The 22,659-nt window shown below is 70.2% G+C and carries 23 protein-coding genes; 13 read left to right on the forward strand and 10 right to left on the reverse strand.

Features of this window, described 5'->3' with window-relative positions; translation table 11 throughout:
• Window positions 1-143 precede the first annotated feature (143 nt).
• Window positions 144-1,094 (reverse strand): lysozyme family protein, encoded by a 951-nt coding sequence (locus A3CU_RS0135765; protein WP_245617486.1) that lies wholly within the window; start codon window positions 1,092-1,094, stop codon window positions 144-146.
• Window positions 1,095-1,184: 90 nt separating this feature from the next.
• On the reverse strand, window positions 1,185-1,904 hold the full coding sequence (locus tag A3CU_RS0135770) for an IclR family transcriptional regulator (protein WP_043843689.1): 720 nt from the start codon (window positions 1,902-1,904) through the stop codon (window positions 1,185-1,187).
• 112 nt (window positions 1,905-2,016) lie between these two features.
• Here A3CU_RS0135770 and leuC point away from each other — a divergent pair, with 112 nt between their 5' ends.
• The 3 genes from leuC (at window position 2,017) to A3CU_RS0135785 (ending at window position 4,921) form a co-directional block, all read left to right on the forward strand.
• Entirely contained in the window at window positions 2,017-3,450 is a 1,434-nt protein-coding gene (leuC, locus tag A3CU_RS0135775; protein ID WP_027946272.1) for a 3-isopropylmalate dehydratase large subunit, read from the forward strand.
• A gap of 43 nt (window positions 3,451-3,493) precedes the next feature.
• Entirely contained in the window at window positions 3,494-4,096 is a 603-nt protein-coding gene (gene leuD, locus A3CU_RS0135780; protein WP_027946273.1) for a 3-isopropylmalate dehydratase small subunit, read from the forward strand.
• 216 nt (window positions 4,097-4,312) lie between these two features.
• A complete protein-coding gene (locus A3CU_RS0135785; RefSeq protein WP_027946274.1) occupies window positions 4,313-4,921 on the forward strand; it encodes an HU family DNA-binding protein in 609 nt (202 codons plus the stop codon).
• 230 nt (window positions 4,922-5,151) lie between these two features.
• On the opposite strand, the gene A3CU_RS0135790 is transcribed toward A3CU_RS0135785, so the two are convergent.
• The 3 genes from A3CU_RS0135790 to cofC form a co-directional block, all read right to left on the reverse strand.
• Entirely contained in the window at window positions 5,152-6,099 is a 948-nt protein-coding gene (locus tag A3CU_RS0135790) for an NUDIX hydrolase (RefSeq protein WP_084144127.1), read from the reverse strand.
• Window positions 6,096-8,276: an RNA degradosome polyphosphate kinase gene (locus A3CU_RS0135795; RefSeq protein WP_027946276.1), complete on the reverse strand. Its 2,181-nt coding sequence runs from the start codon at window positions 8,274-8,276 to the stop codon at window positions 6,096-6,098. Before A3CU_RS0135795 ends, A3CU_RS0135790 begins: the two co-directional genes overlap by 4 nt.
• Before the next feature lie 116 nt (window positions 8,277-8,392).
• A complete protein-coding gene (gene cofC, locus A3CU_RS0135800; RefSeq protein ID WP_043843691.1) occupies window positions 8,393-9,016 on the reverse strand; it encodes a 2-phospho-L-lactate guanylyltransferase in 624 nt (207 codons plus the stop codon).
• Between the two features lie 71 nt (window positions 9,017-9,087).
• Here cofC and A3CU_RS0135805 point away from each other — a divergent pair, with 71 nt between their 5' ends.
• From A3CU_RS0135805 to A3CU_RS48400, 3 genes are all read left to right on the forward strand, one after another.
• Window positions 9,088-9,792: a lysophospholipid acyltransferase family protein gene (locus tag A3CU_RS0135805; protein ID WP_027946278.1), complete on the forward strand. Its 705-nt coding sequence runs from the start codon at window positions 9,088-9,090 to the stop codon at window positions 9,790-9,792.
• Window positions 9,793-9,807: 15 nt separating this feature from the next.
• On the forward strand, window positions 9,808-10,836 hold the full coding sequence (locus A3CU_RS0135810; RefSeq protein WP_043843693.1) for an NAD(P)H-dependent glycerol-3-phosphate dehydrogenase: 1,029 nt from the start codon (window positions 9,808-9,810) through the stop codon (window positions 10,834-10,836).
• Window positions 10,837-11,083: 247 nt separating this feature from the next.
• On the forward strand, window positions 11,084-11,617 hold the full coding sequence (locus A3CU_RS48400) for a cysteine dioxygenase (RefSeq protein WP_052372743.1): 534 nt from the start codon (window positions 11,084-11,086) through the stop codon (window positions 11,615-11,617).
• Here the strand turns inward: A3CU_RS48400 and A3CU_RS0135820 are convergent.
• On the reverse strand, window positions 11,527-12,216 hold the full coding sequence (locus A3CU_RS0135820; RefSeq protein WP_027946280.1) for a pyridoxamine 5'-phosphate oxidase family protein: 690 nt from the start codon (window positions 12,214-12,216) through the stop codon (window positions 11,527-11,529). The two genes, A3CU_RS48400 and A3CU_RS0135820, sit on opposite strands and share 91 nt — an antisense overlap.
• 303 nt (window positions 12,217-12,519) lie before the next feature.
• Here A3CU_RS0135820 and pdxR point away from each other — a divergent pair, with 303 nt between their 5' ends.
• On the forward strand, window positions 12,520-13,890 hold the full coding sequence (gene pdxR, locus A3CU_RS0135825; RefSeq protein ID WP_027946281.1) for a MocR-like pyridoxine biosynthesis transcription factor PdxR: 1,371 nt from the start codon (window positions 12,520-12,522) through the stop codon (window positions 13,888-13,890).
• A 366-nt stretch (window positions 13,891-14,256) separates the two neighbouring features.
• Window positions 14,257-15,348 carry a D-alanine--D-alanine ligase family protein gene (locus A3CU_RS0135830; protein WP_027946282.1) on the forward strand — a complete coding sequence of 364 codons (1,092 nt, stop codon included), beginning with the start codon at window positions 14,257-14,259 and terminating at the stop codon, window positions 15,346-15,348.
• Window positions 15,349-15,920: 572 nt separating this feature from the next.
• Here the strand turns inward: A3CU_RS0135830 and A3CU_RS0135835 are convergent.
• Complete coding sequence (locus tag A3CU_RS0135835; RefSeq protein ID WP_027946283.1) at window positions 15,921-16,454, reverse strand: DUF3515 domain-containing protein; 534 nt, start codon at window positions 16,452-16,454, stop codon at window positions 15,921-15,923.
• A gap of 2 nt (window positions 16,455-16,456) precedes the next feature.
• A complete protein-coding gene (locus A3CU_RS0135840) occupies window positions 16,457-16,690 on the reverse strand; it encodes an Lrp/AsnC family transcriptional regulator (protein ID WP_027946284.1) in 234 nt (77 codons plus the stop codon).
• A 116-nt stretch (window positions 16,691-16,806) separates the two neighbouring features.
• Here A3CU_RS0135840 and A3CU_RS0135845 point away from each other — a divergent pair, with 116 nt between their 5' ends.
• From A3CU_RS0135845 to A3CU_RS0135860, 4 genes are all read left to right on the forward strand, one after another.
• Window positions 16,807-17,763: a thiamine-phosphate kinase gene (locus A3CU_RS0135845; RefSeq protein WP_027946285.1), complete on the forward strand. Its 957-nt coding sequence runs from the start codon at window positions 16,807-16,809 to the stop codon at window positions 17,761-17,763.
• 8 nt (window positions 17,764-17,771) lie between these two features.
• Window positions 17,772-18,221, forward strand: coding sequence for a GNAT family N-acetyltransferase (locus tag A3CU_RS0135850; RefSeq protein WP_027946286.1), 450 nt, complete (start codon window positions 17,772-17,774; stop codon window positions 18,219-18,221).
• An 86-nt stretch (window positions 18,222-18,307) separates the two neighbouring features.
• Window positions 18,308-18,832 carry a gamma carbonic anhydrase family protein gene (locus A3CU_RS0135855; RefSeq protein WP_027946287.1) on the forward strand — a complete coding sequence of 175 codons (525 nt, stop codon included), beginning with the start codon at window positions 18,308-18,310 and terminating at the stop codon, window positions 18,830-18,832.
• 195 nt (window positions 18,833-19,027) lie between these two features.
• Complete coding sequence (locus A3CU_RS0135860; RefSeq protein ID WP_027946288.1) at window positions 19,028-19,705, forward strand: uracil-DNA glycosylase; 678 nt, start codon at window positions 19,028-19,030, stop codon at window positions 19,703-19,705.
• 10 nt (window positions 19,706-19,715) lie between these two features.
• Here the strand turns inward: A3CU_RS0135860 and A3CU_RS48405 are convergent, their stop codons facing one another.
• Together A3CU_RS48405 and rpmB are read right to left on the reverse strand one after the other, a co-directional pair.
• Window positions 19,716-20,411, reverse strand: coding sequence for a phosphotransferase (locus A3CU_RS48405; protein ID WP_052372745.1), 696 nt, complete (start codon window positions 20,409-20,411; stop codon window positions 19,716-19,718).
• Between the two features lie 293 nt (window positions 20,412-20,704).
• Window positions 20,705-20,896 carry a 50S ribosomal protein L28 gene (gene rpmB, locus A3CU_RS0135870; RefSeq protein WP_027946289.1) on the reverse strand — a complete coding sequence of 64 codons (192 nt, stop codon included), beginning with the start codon at window positions 20,894-20,896 and terminating at the stop codon, window positions 20,705-20,707.
• A 111-nt stretch (window positions 20,897-21,007) separates the two neighbouring features.
• Here rpmB and A3CU_RS0135875 point away from each other — a divergent pair, with 111 nt between their 5' ends.
• A complete protein-coding gene (locus A3CU_RS0135875) occupies window positions 21,008-22,591 on the forward strand; it encodes a DAK2 domain-containing protein (protein ID WP_043843697.1) in 1,584 nt (527 codons plus the stop codon).
• Window positions 22,592-22,659 lie beyond the last annotated feature (68 nt).

Genomic DNA, 22,659 nt, shown 5'->3' on the forward strand with positions numbered 1-22,659 from the left:
GGTTCGGGCGGCCGAGTTCCGGGTTCAGGCGCGTGTGTTCCGGGTTCAGGCCTGTGTGTTCCGGGTTCGGGCAGCTGTGTCGCAGGTTACCGGCGCCCGTGTGCCGGCTTGAGGTCGCCGAGTTCCCCGCTGGGGCGCGACTTTCATGGCTTCAGTGCGGCCCGCGCGTAGGCGTCGGCGTTGCTGAACACTTCCTGGCCGTACGCCACGGAGTTGTTGTAGGTCAGGACCGCCCCCCACCAGCCGGCCGGGTTCGCGAGATCGCCACCCTTGTCGCACAGGTACCGCGCGGCGGTCAGCGCGGCGTCGTCGATGTTCTGCGGGTCGGGCGCGGCGCCGTCGCCGGAGGCACGCATGCCCCACTTCTGCCAGGTTTGCGGCAGGAACTGCATGGGCCCGGCCGCGCGGTCCCAGACGGGATCGCCGTCGAGCCGGCCACCGTCGGTATCGGCGATCGCAAGCAGCCCAGGAGATCCGTCGAGCTCGGGGCCGAACACCGGCGGGAAGGCCACGCCGTCCGCGCCGAGGCTGGAGTTGCCGTGGTTCCCGTGGTGTGACTCGGTCCGCCCGATCCCGGCGAGGGTCGCCCAGGTCACGTGGCAACCGGGATCGGTAGCCCGCGTTTTCGCCTCCGCGTCGGTGTAGGCGCTCAAGGCTCGCAGCGGCACGTCTGTTGCGGACGCGAGATACGCGAGCCATGGATCGCGCTCCGCGGGAATCTGCGCGGCGGCCGGGATCGCCGATCGTGATGGCGGCGTCAGCTCCGGGACGACGAACGGCGGGGGCGGATCGGCACGCGGCGGCTGTGGTGTGTCACGGAGCGCTGCAATTCCGCCCCACACCCCGGCCACGACGAGAACGCCGGCAAGGGAAAGGCAGAGCAGGAGCTGGCGTCGTGGTAGTCGGCGGCACGACGCCAGCCAGGAGTCGATCCGGGGTCGACAGGCGTTGGTTCGGGCTCGAACCCACGACCCGGCCATGACGAGAAGAGCGGCGAGAAAAAGGCAGAGGACGAGCAGGTGCAGTGGTAGTCGGCGGCAGGACGCCAGCCAGGAGTCGATCCGGGATCGAATCGACGGCGGCAGGACAAACACCCGTCCACGTTACGCGGATTCGCTTCGCCACGGCGCGAAATGATCTGCGTTCTCAGTTACACCGACCACCCCGACGCTGAACAAGGTGCCTCAGAGGCGTTCCTGTAAGGCGTCCGCGGCGGCGAGGAGGTCGGCCGCCCAGCGCACGCCCGGCTTGCGCCCGATGCGTTCCACCGGACCGGAAACGGAGACCGCGGCGACGACCGAGCCGCCGGAGTCCCGTACTGGCGCGGAAACGCTGGCCACCCCGGGCTCGCGCTCGGCCACACTCTGCGCCCAGCCGCGCCGCCGGACCTCCAACAGGGTGCGCTCGCCGAACACGGCGTCGGCGAGAATCGCGCGCTGGGTGTGGGAATCCGCCCATGCCGCGAGCACCTTGGCGCCGGAGCCCGCGGTCATCGGCAGGCGGGAGCCCACCGGAACGGTGTCGCGCAGGCCACTCATGGGCTCGGCGGTGGCCACGCAGACGCGCTGGACGCCGTCGCGGCGATAGAGCTGGACGCTTTCCCCGGTGATGTCGCGGAGTTTGGGCAGTACCGAACCGGCCGCGTCGAGCAGGGGATCGGTGCTGCCGCCGGCGAGTTCGGCGAGCGCGTTGCCGGGCCGCCACCGGCCGTCCGGCCCGCGGCGCAACAACCGGTGCACCTCGAGGCCGACGGCCAGCCGGTGCGCGGTGGCACGGGGAAGTCCGGTGCGGGAACAGAGTTCGGCGAGCCCGCAGGGCTCTTCCGCGACCGCCTGCAATACGGCGACGGCCTTGTCCAGAACTCCGATTCCACTGTGCTGTTGAGAAGGGCTATGCTGTCCCACGAAGCGATACTATCTTCCCGAATCATGGGAAGTCCACATTCCGGGAAGTCTTCGGTGCCGCCGCCCGGCGGCGGGCCGCCCGATTCCCGCCTACCTCGTGGGAGGAGCGCAGATGACCGCCACCCGGCCCCGCACACTGGCCGAGAAGGTGTGGGACGCGCACACCGTGCGCCGTGGTGAAGGCGCGGAGCCCGACCTGCTCTACATCGACCTTCACCTGGTGCACGAAGTCACCAGCCCGCAGGCGTTCGACGGGCTGCGCCTGGCGGGACGCAAGGTCCGGCGACCCGACCTCACCATCGCCACCGAGGACCATAACGTGCCCACCGAAGGCATCGAGCTCCCGATCGCCGACCCGGTGTCCCGCACCCAGGTCGAGACGCTTCGCCGCAACTGCAAGGAGTTCGGCGTCCGCCTGCACCCGATGGGCGACGCGGAGCAGGGCATCGTCCACGTGATCGGCCCGCAGCTCGGCCTGACGCAGCCCGGCATGACAGTGGTTTGCGGCGACAGCCACACCTCCACCCACGGCGCCTTCGGGGCGATGGCCTTCGGCATCGGCACCTCGGAAGTCGAGCACGTGCTGGCCACACAGACGCTTCCGCTGCGTCCATTCAAGACGATGGCGATCACCGTGGATGGCGAGCTGCGCCCCGGCGTCACGGCGAAGGACATCATCCTCGCCGTCATCGCGAAGATCGGCACCGGCGGCGGCCAGGGCTACGTCCTGGAGTACCGGGGCAGCGCGATCGAAGCGCTGTCCATGGAAGCCCGGATGACCATCTGCAACATGTCGATCGAGGCGGGCGCGCGCGCCGGCATGGTCGCGCCGGACGAGACCACTTTCGCCTACCTGAAAGGTCGCCCGCACGCGCCGAAGGGTGCCGACTGGGACGCCGCGCTGGCCGAATGGCGCGAGCTGCGCACCGACCCCGGCGCCGAGTTCGACGCGGAGGTGCACCTCGACGCGAGCGAGCTGACGCCGTTCGTCACCTGGGGAACCAACCCCGGACAGGGACTGCCGCTGGCGGAGACGGTGCCCGACCCGGCCCGGATCGCCGACGAGAACCAGCGGGTCGCGGCGGAGAAGGCCCTGTCCTATATGGATCTACGCCCGGGCATGCCGCTGCGGGAGATCGCGGTGGACACGGTGTTCCTCGGCTCCTGCACCAACGGCCGGATCGAGGACCTGCGGGCCGCCGCGGACGTGCTGCGTGGCCGAAAGGTGGCCTCGGGGGTGCGGATGCTGGTGGTGCCGGGCTCCATGCGGGTGCGGCAGGCCGCGGAGGCCGAGGGGCTGGACAAGGTCTTCCTCGCCGCGGGCGCCGAGTGGCGGCAGGCAGGCTGCTCCATGTGCCTTGGCATGAACCCGGACCAGCTCTCGCCCGGCGAGCGGAGCGCGTCTACCTCCAACCGGAACTTCGAGGGCCGGCAGGGCAAGGGGGGCCGCACACACCTGGTTTCCCCGTTGGTGGCCGCCGCAACCGCGGTCCGCGGCACGCTGTCCTCCCCGGAGGACCTGCCGGTCGAGGCCGGCCGCAGCTAGCACCCACCCAGATCGGACTGGAGACCAGACAAGGAGTCTTGCCATGGAGCCGTTCAACACCCACTCCGGCGTCGGGGTGCCCCTGCGCCGGTCCAACGTGGACACTGACCAGATCATCCCGGCCGTCTACCTCAAGCGGGTCAGCCGGACCGGCTTCGAGGACGGGCTGTTCGCGGCCTGGCGCGCGGACGAGAGTTTCATCCTGAATCAGGAACCCTTCTCCTCGGGCAGCGTGCTCGTCGCCGGGCCGGAGTTCGGCACCGGTTCGTCCCGCGAGCACGCCGTATGGGCGCTGATGAACTACGGGTTCCGCGTGGTCGTCTCGTCCCGGTTCGCCGACATCTTCCGCGGCAACGCGGGCAAGCAGGGTTTGCTGGCCGCCCAGTGCGAGCAGGCCGATGTCGAGCAGCTGTGGAAGATCCTGGAGAACGAGCCGGGGACGGAGGTCACCGTGGACCTGGCGGAGAAGACCGTGCGAGCCAAGGACTTCACCGCCCCGTTCCAGATCGACGACTACACCCGCTGGCGGTTGCTCGAAGGGCTCGACGACATCGCGCTGACGCTGCGACACGCCGATGACATCGACAAGTTCGAGGCCGGGCGGCCCGCCTGGCGGCCGGTGACCACGATTCCGGCCGCCTCCTAGCCGGAGATTCGCTGCTCAGCAAGGGAATCCGGAGCTACTTGCGGCGCGTTCCACGGCACGCGGAAGCCCCCTGGAGGGTCGCTCAAGAGGCGGAAACCAGGCCCGAGCGAGAAAAAATTCCGCGTGCCGTTTGGAATTTTCCGTCGGTTGGTAATACCGTGTGCGCAAGTCGGCCGATGTGGCCGTATGACAAGTAGTTCTTCATGGAGGACTGTAATGGCCAACAAGGCCCAGCTGATCGAGGCGCTCTCCGAGCGTTTGGGCGACAAGAAGGTTGCGTCCGAGGCCGTCGACGGTCTCGTGGACATCATCATCCGCACGGTGAACAAGGGCGAGAAGGTGAACATCACCGGCTTCGGTGTGTTCGAGAAGCGCGCTCGCGCCGCCCGCACGGCGCGCAACCCGCGCACCGGTGAGACCGTGCGTGTGAAGAAGACGAACGTGCCCGCGTTCCGCGCCGGCACCACGTTCAAGGATGTCATCAGCGGCGCCAAGAAGCTGCCGAAGGCCACCGCGGTCAAGCGCGCCGGTACCGCGTCGACCCGTGGCACGGGCACCGCCACGCGGACCACCAGCCGGGCGACCACCACCCGGCCGACGGCCACCCGCAGCACCACCACGCGCGGTACCACCACTCGGACCCGCGCTGCCGCGGCGACCAAGGCGGCGCCGAAGACCGCGGCCAAGACCACCACGGCGAAGAAGACGGCGGCGACCAAGACGGCGGCCAAGGCGGCGCCGAAGACCGCGGCCAAGGCCACCGCGACCAAGGCCACCGCGGCCAAGACGGCGGCCAAGAAGCCCGCCGCCAGGAAGAAGAAGTAAGTCCGGCAATCTCTCACAGGAACGGCAAGGGCCCGCACTTTCGCCAAGTGCGGGCCCTGCCTTTACGTTTGGGCCGGGTGTTCTTCACGTGTTGCCGGGGGTCGAAGGGGTCCCAATGCGACTCCCGGCAGGCCGGGTCGTCCGGGGCAAGTCCCCAGACCGCTGTGTCTTGTGAGGGCTCCGCCCCCACGCCCCCGACTGGGGGCAAGCCCCCAGACCCCCTTCCTCCCTCAGCGCCGCACCGGCGTGGGAGAGGGCAGCGCACTGGGGTAGTAGTCGGCTGCCGCGAGTAGGGGGCCGCCGTTGTCCGCGGCGGGACGGAAGGACAGCACCCACACCGAACCCTTCTTGCACGGCAGGGCGTCTCCTTTGCCCGTGGGCAGTTCGATGCCGGCACGCCGGGCGAGAAGGCCGACGACGTCCGGAATGACCCCGCCCTGGCTGCACACCAGCGGCGTCCCGCCCGCGGCGACGATCGCGCTCAACCGGGACCGCCCGCGCGCCGGGTCCGCCAGGTAGCCGCGTTCCGACAGTGCGGGTTCGAGTCCGATCTGTACCCCGAGATCCGTCACGATGCCCTCGACGGTCTGCCTGCACCGCAACGGCGGCGCCGAGAACACCCGGTCCACACCGAACAGTGGCGCCAGTTTCCGCACCCCTTGCGCCTGCCGCAGCCCGGCGGGCGAAAGCGGCCGCAGATCGTCCTCTCCGCCCCACTCGTCCCGCTTCCCGGCCTTCGCGTGCCGGACGAGGAGAAGAGTCGTCAGCGAGGCAGGCAGCAGCGTGAACGAGCGCACCACGTCGACGTCGGTACCGTAGCTGAGCATCGTCTCCGCCTCGTGCGGGCTCAGCCAGCGCAACTCGTCGACTTCCCCGTTGGGAGAGAAGGCCCCCGCGCCCGCGGCCGCGCTGAAAAAGACGACGGTTTTCGTGCCGTCGGCCACCGGGTATCGGACCGTGCGCAGGCGCCGCCCGAGCGTGGCGCGGTATCCGGTCTCCTCGGCCAGTTCCCGCACCGCCGCCTCCGGCAGCGTCTCACCGGGATCGAGCTTGCCCTTGGGCAGCGACCAGTCGTCGTAGGCGGGCCGGTGCACCACCGCGATCCGCACCCCGTCCCGGGTTTCCCGCCACAGCAGGGCACCGGCCGCCCTGGTCTCGCCAGACCGCTCCTTCCTCACCCGTCCACTCCTTGCCTGGCCTTCAGCAACTCGACCTGGTGGTCGCGCACCTTGGAGCCGTCGGCCGGCGACGGCGTCCACTCACCGGAAGACGTGAGCACCCAGCAGCGGGTTTCCGGATGCAGCGCGGAGTCGAGGATCCGGTCCAGCCGCACGGTGAGTTTCGGGTCCCGGACCGACACCATCGCCTCGATCCGGCGGTCCAGATTCCGGTGCATCATGTCGGCGCTGCCGATCCAGTGCGTCTCGCCGGCCCGGAAATGGAAGATCCGCGAATGCTCCAGGAACCGGCCGAGAATCGAACGGACGGAGATGTTCTCGCTCAATCCCGGCACCCCGGGTTTCAGCGCGCAAATACCCCGCACGATCACATCGACCGTGATGCCGTGACGGGACGCGTGATAAAGCGCGTCGATGACCTGCTCGTCGACGAGCGAGTTGCACTTGATACGGATACCGGCGTCCTCTCCGGCGTGCTTGCGCTCGATCTCTTCCGCGATCAGACGCAGGATGCCGCGCCGGATACCGCCCGGTGACGTGAGAATGTTGCGATAGGTCTCCTGCCGCGAGTACCCGGTGAGCACGTTGAACAGGTCGGTCAGGTCGGCCCCGATGGCCGGGTCGGCGGTGAGCAGCCCGAGGTCCTCGTACATCCGGGCGGTCTTGGGGTTGTAGTTGCCGGTCCCGAGGTGGCAGTAGCGCCGGATCGCCGAGCCTTCCTGGCGCACCACCATCGCGATCTTGCAGTGGGTCTTCAGGCCGACCAGCCCGTACACCACGTGCACCCCGGCGCGCTCCAGCGTGCGTGCCCAGGTGATGTTGGCCTGCTCGTCGAAGCGGGCCTTGATTTCCACCAGCGCCACCACCTGCTTGCCCGCCTCGGCCGCGTCGATCAGTGCGTCCACGATCGGCGAGTCACCGGAGGTGCGGTAGAGCGTCTGCTTGAGCGCCAGCACCTGGTCGTCGTGCGCGGCCTGCTCGATGAACCGCTGGACGCTGGTGGAGAAGGAGTCGTAGGGATGGTGGACCAGCACGTCTCCCTCGCGCAGCGTGGCGAACACGCTCTTCGGTGTTTCGTGCTCACCGAACGCGGGGTGCGTGGCCGGTACGAAAGGGCGGTCCTTGAGTTCCTTGCGGTCCAAACTGGACAACTGGTGCAGGCAGGTCAGGTCCAGCAGGCCGGGCACCTCGACCACGTCGCGCGGGTCCACCTCCAGCTCGCGCAGCAACAGGTCGAGCATGTGGTCGCTCATGTCCTGCGCGATCTCCAGGCGCACCGGCGGGCCGAACCGGCGCTGCGCGAGTTCGCGTTCCAGCGCCTGCAACAGGTCCTCGTCACGGTCCTCGTCGACCTCGAAGTCGGCGTTGCGGGTGACGCGGAAGATGTGGTGCTCGATGACCTCCATGCCGGTGAACAGGTCGCCGAGGTGCGCGGCGATCAGTTCCTCCAGCGGCAGGAAGGTCGCCGTGCGGGTCTCCCGCTGCCGTTCCGCCCGGATCAGCCGCGGCACGTTGTTGGGCACCTTCACCCGGGCGAACCGCTCGGTGCCGCCCTCCGGGTCCCGCACGGTGATCGCGAGGTTGAGCGACAGGCCCGAGATGTAGGGGAAGGGGTGCGCCGGGTCCACGGCCAGCGGCGTGAGCACGGGGAAGATCTGCTCGATGAAGTAGGCCGACAGCCGGGCCCGGTCGGCGCCGTCGAGGTCGGTCCAGTTGACGATGTGGATGTCGTGCTTGGCCAGTTCGACCCGCACCCCGTCCTCGAAGGCGAGGGTGTGCCGGGCGACCAGGTCCTGGTTGCGTTTGGCGATGTAGGCCAGCTGCTCGCGCGGGGTGAGCCCGTCGGCGCTGCGGACCGGCAGCCCGGTCTCGTCGCGGCGCTTGAGCCCGGCCACCCGGACCATGTAGAACTCGTCCAAATTGGACGCGAAGATGGCCAGGAACTTCGCCCGCTCGAGCAGTGGCTCGGACGAGTCTTCGCCCAGTGCCAGCACCCGGGCGTTGAAGTCCAGCCAGGACAGCTCCCGGTTGAAGTACCGGTCGTCGGGCAGCGCGCCCTCCTCCGGGGCCGTCGCGGTGACCGCCGGTGGCGCGGAGGGAACGGCGCGAAACTGGGGTGCAGCCGCCGCGCCCGGACGTCCGGTGCGCTCGGCCGGGGGGAACTCTTCGCTGCTCACATTGGCATTCTTCCTCAAAACGGCCTCGTTTGCCGATACTCCGCTGGTGCCCTCGAACAGCTCGGCGGCGACCCGCGCGACGAACTTGAGTAGCTCGTCGAACGGCCGCAAGAGCTTCACGCGACCCTCCGGTCCCACAGCACCGCGGCGGTCCACCGGCCGACGCCGAGTTCCTCGGCGCGGGCCAGATCCGCCGGCGTGTCCACGTCGCGGCGCAGGGTCGGCGCCGCGGTGTGGAGGGCGATCGCGCCCGAGCCGGCGTGCGCGTCGGCGGAACCGGCCCCGAACTCCGGGTCCAGCGGGCCACCCGGAGCCGACAGCAGGAGCGTCGTGCCGGTGCCGTCGGCATCGGCGACGAACACCCGGCGCCCGGCCGCCTCGGCGAGCGCGGCGGCCAGTTCGCCGGAGCGCAGGGCGGGCAGGTCCGCCTGTATCGCGCCGATCACCGAGGCCGGGTCGTCGGCCCGCAGCAGCGCTTCGCCGTGCCGCAGGGCCGCGTTGAGGTCTCCTGGGCGGTCCTCACGCGTGATCTCGACGCCGAGCCGGCGTAGCGGCGCCACCGCCGCCGGGTCGGCCGCGACCACCAGGATCCGGCGCACCACGGAGAGCGCGGCGGAAAGCGTGTCCGCCGCCAGCGCCAGCACGAGGTCGGCATGGGCGGGTTCGTCGACCGCGCCCCGCAGCCTGGTCTTGCCAAGGCGGGGCGGTTTCAACGGAACGATCAGGTCGACCGGGGCCACGTCCCCATCTTTCCCGATGCGGCGGCCTAGGATCACCTCCAAGCCGCACACACCACAGCAGGAGGAGCGCTTTGTCCGGTCGCGAGAAGGGTGGCTTCTGGGTGGGAGCCGCCGCTGCCCTGTTCTATCCAGTCAGCTGGCTCGCGCGGCGGCGTTACCAGGGAGGCGAGCGGATCCCGCGGGAGGGCGGGGCGCTGCTGGTGCTGAACCACGTCTCCCACATGGACCCGGCGGTGGACGCGGTGTTCGTGCACCGCCACAAGCGGGTGCCCCGGTTCATGGCCAAGGACAGCGTGGCCTCCGCGCCGGTGTTCGGCCGGATCTTCCTCGGCTCCGGCGGCATTCCGGTCTACCGGGGGTCGTCGACGGCGGGCGACAGCCTGCGCGCGGCACATCAGGCACTGCGCGAGGGCAAGATGGTGGTGATCTATCCGGAGGGCACGGTCACCAAGGAGCCGGGTCACTGGCCGAAGCGGGCCTTCACCGGGGCTGCCCGGCTGGCGCTGGAAAACGACGTGCCGGTGATTCCGATCGCCCGCTGGGGCACCCAGGACGTGCTCGACTTCTACCGCAAGAAGCTCCGGCTCTTCCCGCGAAAGACGGTGACGCACGCGGTCGGCGAGCCAGTCGACTTGTCCGCATACCGCGACAAGGAGCCGACCGCGGCGGTGTTGCGCGAGGTGACCGACCTGCTGATGGATCGCGTGACCGGCCTGCTGGCCGAGATCCGCGGCGAGCAACCGCCGGCGGAGAAGCCCAAGTCGGCCACGAAATGAGGGGCACGCGTCCACATGACCATTGAGCCGGAAGGGGCCGTGGGCCGCATCACCGTACTCGGCGCGGGTTCCTGGGGAACGACATTCGCGAAGGTGCTCGCCGACGCCGGTCGTGACGTGACGATCTGGGCGCGCCGGGCGGAGGTCGCCGAAGAGATCGGCCGCCGCCACACCAATTCCCGGTACCTGCCCGGCGTGACGTTGCCCGCCGGGCTGGCCGCGACCGCGGACGCGGGCGAGGCGCTGGCCGGAGCCGAGGCGGTGGTGTTCGCGGTGCCCAGCCAGAGCCTGCGGGCGAACCTGCTCGCCTGGCGCGAACTGCTGCCGCCCGGCGCGATCCCGGTCAGCCTCGCCAAGGGCGTCGAACTGGGCACGTTGAAGCGGATGAGCGAGGTGATCGCCGACGTCACCGGCGTGGTCGCCGACGACGTCGTGGTGGTCTCCGGACCCAACCTGGCCCGGGAGATCGCGCACGAACAGCCCGCCGCGGCGGTGTTCGCATGCGCCGATCACGACCGCGCGATGGCGATCCAGCGGGCGAGTTCGACCGGGTACTTCCGGCCCTACACCAACACCGACGTGATCGGCTGTGAACTCGGTGGGGCGTGCAAGAACGTGATCGCGCTGAGCTGCGGCATGGCCTCGGGCCTCGGCTACGGCGCCAACACGATGGCGACGCTGATCACGCGCGGGCTCGCCGAGACAGCGCGTCTCGGCGCGAAACTGGGTGCGGACCCGTTGACCTTCGCCGGGCTGGCCGGGGTCGGCGATCTCGTGGCCACCTGCGCGTCACCACTGTCGCGCAACCGCACGTTCGGGGAACGTCTCGGCCGTGGCGAGACCGTGGCGCAGGCGCAGGAGGCCACCGGCGGGCAGGTCGCGGAGGGTGTGATGTCCTGCACGTCGATCCACGAGCTGGCGCTGGCGCACGGGGTCGACATGCCGCTCACCGAAGCGATGCGGCGGGTGTGCCACGAGGGCGTCGACCCCCGCAAGGTGGGGGCGGAACTGCTTGGGCGGCAACGAAAACACGAGTGGTCGTGAATTGTTCCGGCGGGTCGTCACCGGCCAGTCAGATGTCCATAGTGGCCGGTGCGGGTGGCCTACCCGGTTGGTGGAACCGGTTTGACGGACCGCGCGCGGGGCTGGTTTCCTCGAGGGCATGTTGACGCGTGGCGCTACCGCACGGCGAGGCTGGGTCGGCCTCCGCCGGGTCGCCAGCGCGCTGTGTCCTTGCCGGTGACCCGCCCCATCCGCCGAAACCGCCCCACCCACCCAAGGACACCGCTTCATGTTCGCTGTTCCGGAAAACACCGTCTCGATCCCGGAAAACCCGTTACTGCGCCATCCGGTGCGCGTCGCGCTGGCCTACGCCAGCGACCGCGACCGCTGGCGTGGCCTGCTCCGCTACGACCCCGACCGGCGCTTCTCCGCGCTCGTCGAAAGCGACGGCGACCAGGAAATCTGGCTGCTGAGCTGGCTTCCCGGACAACAAACCGGCCTGCACGACCACGCCGGCTCCACCGGTGCGTTCACCCTGGTGAGCGGACGGTTGAGCGAGACCGTGGCGCGGCGCGCCCCCGACGGCCGGGCGATCACCGAACTACACCGGCTGGCGGCCGGGCAGTCCCGCGTGTTCGGGCCCGGCTACGTACACCAGGTCCGCAACGAAGGCCCGGATCCGGCGGTCAGCATCCATGTCTACCGCTCGGGCGGCCGGCGCATGCGAGCGTTTCAGCTGGACCCGGTCGCCGGTCCGGTGCGCGAGGAATCGAGGCACCGCCCCGCCACGTGGGCGGGGATGGGAGAGCCCGCCGGGACGTAATCGGCCGGGATCGGTTCCCCGAACGTCGTGCGGACCGGCAGCACGCCGGCCCATGCGGTGCCGGTCGCGACGTCCTCGGGGTCGTCGACGGGCGCGCCGGTACGAATCTTGACCGACGCCTCGGTGAGATCCAGCGCCAGCACCTCGACCGCGGCGAACTCCTTGGCGTTGACCTCCCGCGCGTGGTCCCACGACCCGGGCGCCAGGTGCTCGGTGATCACGCGCAGCCCGTGCAGCTTCTCGGCACGTTCCTCGACCGGGCGCGCGCATCCGTGCACCACCGCGCTGCGGTAGTTCATGCTGTGGTTGTTGATGGACCTCGCATAGACGATCGCGTCCAGCAGTGTCACCGTCACGCAGGCGTCGATGCCCCCGGTGGCCGCGCGCATGCTCGTCGCACCGGTCGAACCGTGTACATACAGCCGGTCGTCGTCGCGGCCGTATCCCGTCGGCAGCACGACCGGTGCCCCGTACAGGATGAGGCCGAGATGGCAGACGAGGCCCTCGTCGAGCACGTCGTAGAGGGCCTGGCGGTCGGTGGCCGCGCGTTCCTTCTTGCGGCTGAGGGTGCTCCGCGGGGTCGGTGACAAGCTGGTCATGGGGCCCTTCCTTCGTGAGTTTGCGCGCGACTGTGTCCTGTGGGGGCTCCGCCCCCGCACCCCCGTCTGGGGGCAAGCCCCCAGACGCTCTGCCTTGTGGGGGCAGAGCATGTCGACGGGGCGCTGCCTAAGGGGTCGGGTCAAGGTTTGCGATGGGGCGCCCGCCGTCCCCCTGGCGAGACGGAGGTGCGCGCTCGGTGGTCGGGGTGAGTGCCGCGGGTCGACTCACGGATGTCACGGGCCAAGCCTGCCTTGTATAGTGGCCTTGTCAAAGGGCCATTGCTGGATCAAAGAGGAAGTCCAATCCCGCCCGTGCCTACCGCGCTTCCCGTTACGCTCGACCGCGAATCCGAGGTGCCGCTCGCGGTGCAACTCGCGGACGCGCTGCGAAAATCCGCCTCCAACGGGCATTTGCGGGGCGGTGACCGGCTCCCGTCCACCCGCGCGCTCGCGCAGCGGCTCGGGGTGAGCCGCACCGTCACGTCGGCCGCCTACGAGCAGTTGCACGCCGAAGGCTGGATCGCGGGCCGGCGTGGCTCCGGCACCTACGTGACCACCTCGCCGCCCAAGGACCGCCCTGCGCATCCGGCGCTGCCAGGCGCGGCGCCCGAAACCGACGACCTGCTCGACCTGAGTCCCGGCACGCCGTGGGCCGCCGGCATCGACCGGGCGGCCTGGCGCCGGGCCTGGCGGGCCGCTGCCGACGCGCCGCCGCTGACCCGCGCGCCGCGCGCCGGGCTGCCCGAGTACCGCGCGGCGATCGGCGAACATCTGCTGCGGCACCGTGGTCTCGCCGTCGGCACCGATTCCGTGGTGGCCACCGGCGGGACCACCGCGGCCGTGGTGGAGCTGGCCACCTCGGTGCTGGCCAAGGGCGACGTGGTGGCCGTGGAGGAGCCGGGCTACCAGCGGGCGGTGCAGGTGATGACCGCGGCCGGGCTGCGCGTGGTCGGGGTGCCGGTCGACGAGCAGGGAATGCGGCCGGACGGGATCCCGTCGAACGCCCGAGCCGTCTACTGCTCGCCCGCGCACCACTATCCGATGGGCGCGCGGATGAGCGCGGCCCGCCGGGTCGAGTTGGTGGAGCGGGCCCGGGCGGACAACCTCCTGGTCATCGAGGACGACTACGACGGTGAGTTGCGTTTCGACGTCGCGCCGCTGCCGTTGCTGGCCGCGCTCGCCCCGGATGTGGTCGTGCATCTCGGCACCACCAGCAAGATCCTCACCCCGACGCTGGGCACGGGCTGGATGGTGGCCCCGAGCGCGGTCACCTCGGCCGTGCTGGCCTACCGGGACCACACCAGCATCCGCCCGGCGCCGGCCGGGCAGCGCGTGCTGGTGGAACTGGCCCGGCACGGGGATCTCGGCCGTCACCTCCGCAAGCTGCGTCGGGAACTGGCCGAGCGGCGCGCGCTGCTGGTCGGCGCGTTGAAGGCGGCGAACATCGCGGTGCTGGGTGACGACGCGGGGGCGCATCTGGTAGTACCACTCGCTTCGGCGGAAATGGAACGGGACCGGCTGGCCGCGGCGCAGGCTCGCGGCATCCGCCTCGACGGCCTCGCCCGGCATTTCGCCGGGAAGCCCTACGCCTTCGGTGTCGCGATCGGATACGCGGGCTGTTCCCGCGAGTCGCTGCGCCACGCCCTGACCGTGCTCGTCCGGCTGTTGTGCTGAGCCCCCGGTAGGGTGATCGCTCATGAGCAGGCCAGTGTCAAGCCGCCGCGGCGGCTCCCAAGCCGACCATGGAGCGCGCCGCCGTCAGGCCCCGCGGTCGGGGCGGCGGGGCGCCATCGTGAATGACGTGACCCGACCTCGTCAGAAGCGCCCTGCCGACATGGTCAAGGGGGTCTGGGGGCTTGCCCCCAGTCGGGGGTGTGGGGGCGGAGCCCCCGCAGGGCAGAGTGTCTGGGGGCTTGCCCCCAGCCGGGGGTGTGGGGGCGGAGCCCCCGCTAGGCGGAGTGTCTGGGGGGTTGCCTCCAGCCGGGGTGTGGGGGCGGAGCCCCCACAGGACACGGTCGCGCGCAAACTCGCGGAGGGGCAATGAGCGCACGGAAAACGCGGGTGGCCGTGGTGTTCGGCGGCCGAAGCACCGAGCACACCATCTCCTGCGTATCGGCGGGCAGCGTGCTGGCAAATCTCGATCCGGAACGGTTCGAGGTCGTGCCGATCGGCATCACCCCGGAAGGCGGGTGGGTACTGGGCAGTTCGGATCCGAACGCGCTTCAGATCCGCGGCCGCGAGCTGCCGTCCGTGGACGGGGGGCAGGCGCTGGTGCTCGCCGGCGACCCGACCGTGCGCGAGCTGGTCGCCGTCGAACCGGGAGCCGAGGCGCTCGGTGGCGTGGACGTGGTTTTCCCGGTGCTGCACGGCGCGTTCGGTGAGGACGGCACGATCCAGGGCCTGCTGGAGATGGCCGGGATCCCGTACGTCGGCGCCGGGGTGTTCGCCAGCGCGGCCGCGATGGACAAGGAGTATGCGAAGAAACTCCTTGCGGCGGAGGGACTTCCGGTTGGCCGCTACGCGTCACTGCGTCGTGGACAGTCTACTTTGGATACCGCGGAGCGGGAGCGGCTCGGCCTTCCGGTGTTCGTGAAGCCGTCCAGGGCGGGCTCGTCGATCGGGATCAGCCGCGTCGGTGACTGGGCGGAGCTGGACGCCGCGATCGAACTGGCCCGCCAGACCGATCCGAAGGTGCTCGTCGAGGCCGCGGTGACCGGCCGCGAGGTCGAATGCGGCGTGCTGGAGTTCCCGGACGGCCGCATCGAAGCATCACTGCCCGCCGAGATCCGGGTGCTGTCGGAGGACGCGGGGGCCTGGTACGACTTCGAAACCAAATACATCGGCGAAGACGCCGAACTGGACATTCCGGCCAAGCTCGACGACGTCGTCACCGAGCGGCTGCGCGCGCTGGCGGTGCAGGCGTTCGAGGCGCTGGACTGCCAGGGGCTGGCCCGGGTGGACTTCTTCGTCGGCGAGGACGGCGAGCTGACCATCAACGAGGTCAACACCATGCCGGGTTTCACCGCCACCTCGGCCTATCCGAAGATGTGGCAGGTCACCGGCATGGACTACCGGACCCTGCTGACCACCCTCGTGGAGACCGCGCTCGCCCGTGGCACCGGCCTGCGTTAACGCCCGGGCCAGTCCCCCGTTCCCGTCCCGCGAGTCCCACCTTCCCGTCGTGCGTGTCCCCCGTTCCCGTCGTGCGTGTCCCACCTTCCCGTAGCGCGAGTCCTACGTTCCCGTCCAACGGGAAGGTGGAACTCGCGTTACGGGAGTGTGGGACTCGCGCTACCGGGGTGTGGGACTCGCGCTACGGGAGTGTGGGACTCGCGGCGACGCGGTCTTCACCACGGAGACTTCTGGATCGCCCGGCCTCTTCGGCATTACTCGATTCGACGTGCCGGATGACCGCAAGGAGGCCATCGTGCCCGGGCGGCTGCCCGGCGACGATCACGGGCGTTTTTGTCTCGACCTTCGTGACGGGTATGCCGTATTGGTCTACCTGCCCGGGGAAGAACCGCACGGCGAAATCGTGAACGCCGGCCTCGACGAGTTCATCGGATTTCTCTGCCGGTTCGCAGTCCGCGCCAAGGATCTTCGTGACGCCTCGAGGGAGGAAGCCCGGCAGTACCCGGATAGGTTCGTCGACGTCCTCGAGGAAATCGAGCTTTTCCCAGCCCGGCGGCTGGTGGTGATCGAATTCAGAACCGCAGCGGCTGCGGGGGAAGTTTCGTCGCGACGGCGCCGGAGACGTCCTGCAGCGGTCCGGTTCCCACCGAGCCCGGTACCGTCAGTGCGACGTAGACGGGCCGGTCCACGACGTACCAGGTGGTCGAGCCGTCGCCGAGTACCGGCAACCATTGCACGCCGGAAACGACCCGCAACTGCGAGGTCGGCGTCAGCTCCGGCGGCCGTTCCAGTCCGCACCGCAACACGACGGTTTCCTGCTCGCCCCAGGCGACGGTCGCGGCCGGGGCGGGCGCGGCCAGCTCACGGCGGACCAGCGTGGTGCCGCCGGAGGTCAACTCGAGGGGAAGCGCGCCCAGCAGGGTGGCGCACTCGGGCGAACCCGCCTCCGGCGCCGGCACCGACGGGAGCGCGAGCGGTCCCGTGCCGGGTTGCCCTCCGGAACGGGCGAAAATTCCGGCCACCGCGATGCCGGCAGCCAGGATGACGGCTACCACCGCCGCGACGACGATCAGGCGTCGGGGCGGGGCGCCGGCGGTGTCCTGCATGGTCAAAGATGTACCACGGGGCAGGTGAGCGTCCTGGTGATGCCCTCCACGCCCTGCACCTTGGCGACCACGAGCTGTCCCAGTTGGTCGACGCTGTCGGCTTCGGCACGGACGATGACGTCGTAGGGGCCGGTCACGTCCTCGGATGTGGCGACACCGGGAATTTTGGCGATCTCCTCCGCAACCGCGGCGGCCTTTCCGACTTCGGTCTGGATCAGGATGTATGCATGAACCACGGCGCGCCCCTTCGTCTTCCTCATCGGACTCAAGGTAGGAACGAGAAATACGAACCTACCCCACTCGCAGCGACGATAGGTGATCTCACTTTGGTGACGACAGAGGAGAAAGTCCGATGACGACGGATGACGGCACGGTCGCCGGCCTCGGTGAGTTCGGTCTCATCCGGACGGTGACCGAGAGTCGAAGACAACCGGACAGTACGTTGCTGGGCCCGGGTGACGACGCCGCGATCCTCAGCGCGCCGGACCGCCGGGTGGTCGCCACCACGGACATGCTGGTGCAGGGCGTGCACTTCCGCCTGGACTGGTCGACGCCCGAACAGGTGGGGCGCAAGGCGGTTGCGGTCAACCTGGCCGACGTGGCGGCCATGGGCGCGGTGCCCACGACGGTCCTGGTCGCGCTGGGCTGCCCCGGCGACACCCCCGCGTCGCTGGTCACGGAGCTCGTCGACGGCATGTGGGCCGAGGCGAACCGGGCCGGTGTGGGGGTCTCCGGCGGTGACCTGGTGCGTGCCGAGGAGTTGGTGGTGAGCGTGACGGCGCTGGGTGATCTCGGCGGTCGTCCGCCGGTGACGCGCTCGGGCGCGCGGCCCGGGGACATCGTCGCGGTGCACGGCCGGCTTGGCTGGGCGGCCGCGGGGCTTGCGGTGCTCAGCCGCGGTTTCCGGTCACCGGTCAATGTGGTGAACGCCCAGCGGGTACCGGAGCCGGACTACACGGCCGGTCCCGCGGCCGCCGGCGCCGGAGCGACCTCGATGATCGACATCTCGGACGGCCTGCTGGCCGATCTCGGGCACGTCGCCGAGGCTTCCGGGGTCGGCATCGACGTGCGCACCGACCAGGTGGGCGTGCCGCGACGGCTCACCGAGGTGGGCACGGCGCTCGGCGCCGACCCGTTGCGGTGGGTGCTGACCGGTGGTGAAGACCACGCGCTGGCGGCCACCTTCCCGCCGTTCGCCGAACTGCCCGACGGCTGGCGGCGGATCGGTGCGGTGACGGTGCCGGATTCCGGCCTGACGGTCGATGGTGAGCCCTATCACGAGGAAAGTGGTTGGGAACACTGGCGATGATCAGTGCCATGGAGCTTCGTATGGTGCCTTTCGACGCCCCGGATGCGGTGAAGCTGATCGCCGAGGTCCAGCAGGAGTACGTCGAGCGTTACGGCGGGCCGGACACCACGCCGGTCGATCCGGCGGAATTCGCGCCACCGCAAGGTATTTTCCTCGTCGGCTATCTCGACGGCGCCCCGGTGGCCTGCGGTGGCTGGCGTGTGCACGGCGATGAGGCCGAGATCAAACGGATGTACGTGGCCGCCTCCGCCCGGGGCAACGGGTTCGCCCGCGCGCTGCTCGCCGAACTGGAGCGGACGGCCGCCGAAGCCGGGCTGGCCCGAGTCCGGCTGGAAACCGGCCAGAAGCAGCCGGAGGCGATCGCCCTCTACGAGTCGTCGGGCTACCACCGGATCCCGGGTTTCGGGATCTACCGGGACGAACCGGATTGCGTCTGCTTCGCCAAGCACCTCGCCTGAGCTCCGGCACCCGGGTGTCGACTATGGACAGTGGGAGCGAATGGCCGGTTCGTGATCCAATCGGGGTGGCGTGAACTGGAGGTGCCATGGCCATCTACGCACTGGGCGACAAGGAGCCCAGCATCCACCCCGAGGCGTATGTCCATCCCGACGCGACGGTGATCGGTGACGTGCGCATCGGCGCGTTCGCTTCGGTGTGGCCGCAGACCGTGCTGCGCGGCGACTACGGGTACATCGAGATCGGCGAGCGGTCGAACGTGCAGGACGGCTGCGTGCTCCACTGCACGCGCGAGGAGCCGACCATTCTGGGCCCGGGCTCCGCGATCGGGCACGCGGTACACGTCGAAGGTGCGAGGATCGGCACCGGCTGTCTCATCGCATCCGGTTCGGTGGTGCTCAACGGAAGCGTTGTCGAGGACGGCGGGATGGTCGGCGCGGGCGCGGTGCTTTCGTACCGGTCGCACGTGCACAGCGGGCACATCGCCCTCGGGGTCCCCGCGAAGATGCGGCCGAACACCTTCTTCGGTCCGGAGTCCATCCAGCAGGTGGTGGAAAGCTATGTGCGGCGGGCCAAGCTGTTCCGCGAGCAGCTGCGACGGCTGGACGGGTGATCGACGACTCCGCGGGGACGATAAGGTGCGCACCGTGATGAGTAGCCGGGTCGACACGGTCAAGGGGGTTGCCCCCAGTCGGGGGTGTGGGAGCGGAGCCCCCACAGGGCGGAGTGTCTGGGGGCTTGCCCCCAGCCGGGGTGTGGGGGCCGAGCCCGCACAGGACACGGGCGCGCGCGAACTCGCGGAGGGGCAGTGACTGCGAAACCGTTGCAGGAGATCATGGATCCGGGTTGGGCACAGGCGCTGGCCCCGGTGGCCGACCGGATCGCGACGATGGGCGAGTTCCTGCGCGCCGAGATCGCGGCGGGCCGGCGGTACCTGCCGTCCGGGGAGAACGTGCTGCGGGCGTTCAAGCAGCCGTTCGACGAGGTGAAGGTGCTCATCGTCGGGCAGGACCCGTACCCCACTCCCGGCCACCCGATCGGGTTGTGTTTCGCGGTCGCGCCGGATGTCCGGCCGCTGCCCAAGAGCCTGCAGAACATCTTTCGGGAGTTCTGCGACGATCTCGGCCACCCGATGCCGTCCACCGGTGACCTCACGCCGTGGACCGAGCAAGGCGTGCTGCTGCTCAACCGGGCGTTGACGGTGCAGCCCGGCAAGCCGAACTCGCATCAGAAGAAGGGCTGGGAAGAGGTCACCGACCAGGCGATCCGCGCGCTCGCCGGGCGCGGAAAGCCGCTGGTCGCGATCCTGTGGGGCAGCAACGCGCGCAGCCTCAAGCGGTTTCTGGGCGATTACCCGTGTGTCGAGTCGGTGCACCCCAGCCCGTTGTCGGCGCGCAACGGCTTCTTCGGCTCACACCCCTTCTCCCGCACCAACGACCTGCTCACCCAACAAGGCGCCACCCCCGTCGACTGGAAACTGCCGTAAAGAACGAGGCTCAGCGGCCGCGGAGCAAAGCCTCGCGGTTCCGGAGGATGTACTGGACGTCCTCGCGGTACCCGTCGGCGTGCCGCTCGTCGCGGTGCACCGCGAACGCCGGATCGCTGTCGCGGATCCGCTGCTCGATGTTGGCGGCGATCGCGGACAGCCGTACCACGGCCAGATCGAGGAGTTCGGCGGGCGTGATCTCGCGGCCGTAGGTGCGGGCGAGTAGCCGTAGACGTGCGGCACGGTCCGGTTCCGCGTACCAGCCGAACGCTTTGGTCAGCCGGGGCGAGGACAGTGGGACGAATCGGTGGGCCAGGTAGGACAGGTCCCAGGCGCGGTTCGAGGGGGCGGCGAAGTCCCAGTCGATGATGCCGGTCACGCGCGTGCCGTCGAAGAGGATGTTCCACGGGGCGAGGTCGTGGTGTCCGATGCAGTCGACGCGACTGGGTGTGCCGACCTCTCGATAGCGCCAACCGTCGACCGGCAGGCGGGCGAGGAAATCCTCCGTGACGTCGTGCATCGCCCGCACGGCCCGAGCCGCGGAGACCAGGGTCTCGTCCGACCGCTGCTGCCGGGTCAAGGGGTAGTGTGCCGCTTCGCCCGGGATGAACCCGACGAAGTCGCGGGTCCCGTCATCCGAGCTGCCCAGATATCGAGGCGCCAACTCGAACCCGACGCGCTCGAATTGCCCCAGCAGAGCACGCACATTCGGACTACTCGCCGTACGCTCCACAACGGACCCACGCCGTACCGGCGCCGAAAACCGCCCGCCCCTCATCACCTCATCCACGCCAAAAGCCCCCAACGACGGAACGAACGCCCCACGGACCCCCAACTCGCAAAGCGGGACTCAGGACTCAACTCGTAAAGGTGACCACCGCCGGGGGTCCAGGGGGCTCGCCCCCTGGCGGGGGTTTGGGGGTTCGACCCCCAAAAGACACCTGACCGCGAAAAAATGGCGAGTGCTCTCCACGAGCACTCGCCACCCAAGCTTCGCGGTCAGCCCCGCGTCACCTTGCCGGCCTTGAGGCACGAGGTGCACACGTTCAGGCGCTTACGCTGGGACAGACCGATCTTGGCGTGCACGGTCTGGATGTTCGGGTTCCACCGGCGGTTGGTACGCCGGTGGGAGTGCGAGACCGACTTACCGAAGCCGGGTCCCTTGCCACAGACGTCGCACACGGCAGCCACGTCGAACTCCTCAATTGATCAGGGAAAGTCAAGCTCGACCATAGTAACCAGTAGGCCCGGGAACTGTCCGACCGGGTCGCTACCCTGGGGCTGACCTGGGAGGAGGTTGGCGTGGACAAGGCGTCGGTGGCGGCGTGGGCGCGGGCCTGCGTGCACAGCCTCGACGTGTTGTGCCCGGCGATCAACGACATCAACGTCTATCCGGTCGCCGACTCCGACACCGGGTCCAACCTGTTGCACACGATGACCGGCGCCGAGGCCGCACTGGCGGCCGAGCCCGAAGTCACCGGGGCCGGGCATGCGCTGTCGGTGCTCGCGCGGGGCGCCCTGCGCTCGGCCCGGGGCAATTCCGGCGTGATCCTGTCCCAGGTGCTGCGCGGCCTGGCCGCCTCGGCCGGGCGGTTGCCGGAGCTGGACGGTTCCGCGCTGGCGGAGGCCTTCGTGCACGCGGACAAGGTGGCCACGGAGGCGGTGGCGCGGCCGGTGGCGGGCACGATGCTGAGCGTGATGCACGCGGTCGCGAGCGCCGTGGCGGGCGAGCGTCGCCCGCCCGGCGACGTGGCCACGCTCGCCGCGAAGGCCGCCGCGGAGGCGCTCGAGCAGACTCCGCGGCAGTTGCCCGTGCTCGCCGCCGCGGGGGTGGTGGACGCGGGCGCCCGCGGGCTGGTCGCGGTGCTGGACGCGCTGGCCGGCGTGGTCAGCGGCACGTCGACCGAGCCCGTCCGCTCCTGCGAGGCCGCACCTGCTCCCGAGGCCGGTCCCGCCCCATACGCCTGGGAGGTCATGTACCTGCTGGAGGGCGAGCCCGACCTGCCCGCCTTCCGCCGGCGGCTGAGCGGGCTGGGGGACAGCGTCACAGTGGCCGGGGACGGCAGCGGCGGCTACGCGGTACATGTGCACTGCGCGGATATCGGCGCGGCCATCGAGGCGGGGCTGGACTACGGCCGTCCCCGCCAGGTGCGGGTGGAGCCGCTGATCACGCCGACCCCGCTGGAGCCGGCCGGGCCGGATCGCGAGGTGGTGGCCGTGGTCCACGGTGAGCCGCTGGCGGAACTGTTGCGCGCCGAGGGGATCGCGGTGCTCGCGGTCCGATCTCAGACGGTGCCGAGCGTGGAGGAACTGCTCGGCCTGATCACCGAGCGCGCGGTCGGGCACGTCACCGTGCTGGCCGCGACGCCGGAGCTGACCGCTGCCGTGGACGCCACCACCGGGCATCGGATGATCGGCGACCGGGACGTCGTGGTGATCCCGTGCGTGTCCCCGGTGCAGGTGCTGGCGGCGCTGGCGGTGCACGACCCCGGCCGGCGCGCGAACGACGACGTGGTGGCCATGGCCGAGGCCGCGGCTGCCACCCGCCGCGGTGAGCTCGCCGTCGCGCGGGAGGAGTCGATCACCTGGGTGGGCCGGGCCCACGCCGGGGACCTGATCGGGTTCGTGGACGGCGAAGTGGTGCTGGTCGAGCGTGTCGGCGGCACCGAGCCGCCGCGGGAGCGTGTGCTCGGCGCGGCTCTGGCGGTGCTGAACCGGATGCTGGCCGTCGGCGGGGAGCTGGTCACCGTGCTGGCCGGCGACAGCGCGCCCGCCGATTTGGCGGCGGAGCTCGCCGAGCGACTGCGGGCGGAACGGCCGGAGGTGGAGTTCGTGAGTTACCCCGGCGGTCAGAGTGACGCCGTGATGCTGATCGGGGTGGAGTGATCGCATGATGCCTCTTGTGTCAACCCGCGGCACTCACGGTGACCACCGAGCGCGCGCCTTTGTCCCGC

Origin of the sequence: Amycolatopsis taiwanensis DSM 45107, assembly GCF_000519205.1 — a bacterium.
GTDB classification, from domain to species: Bacteria; Actinomycetota; Actinomycetes; order Mycobacteriales; family Pseudonocardiaceae; genus Amycolatopsis_E; species Amycolatopsis_E taiwanensis.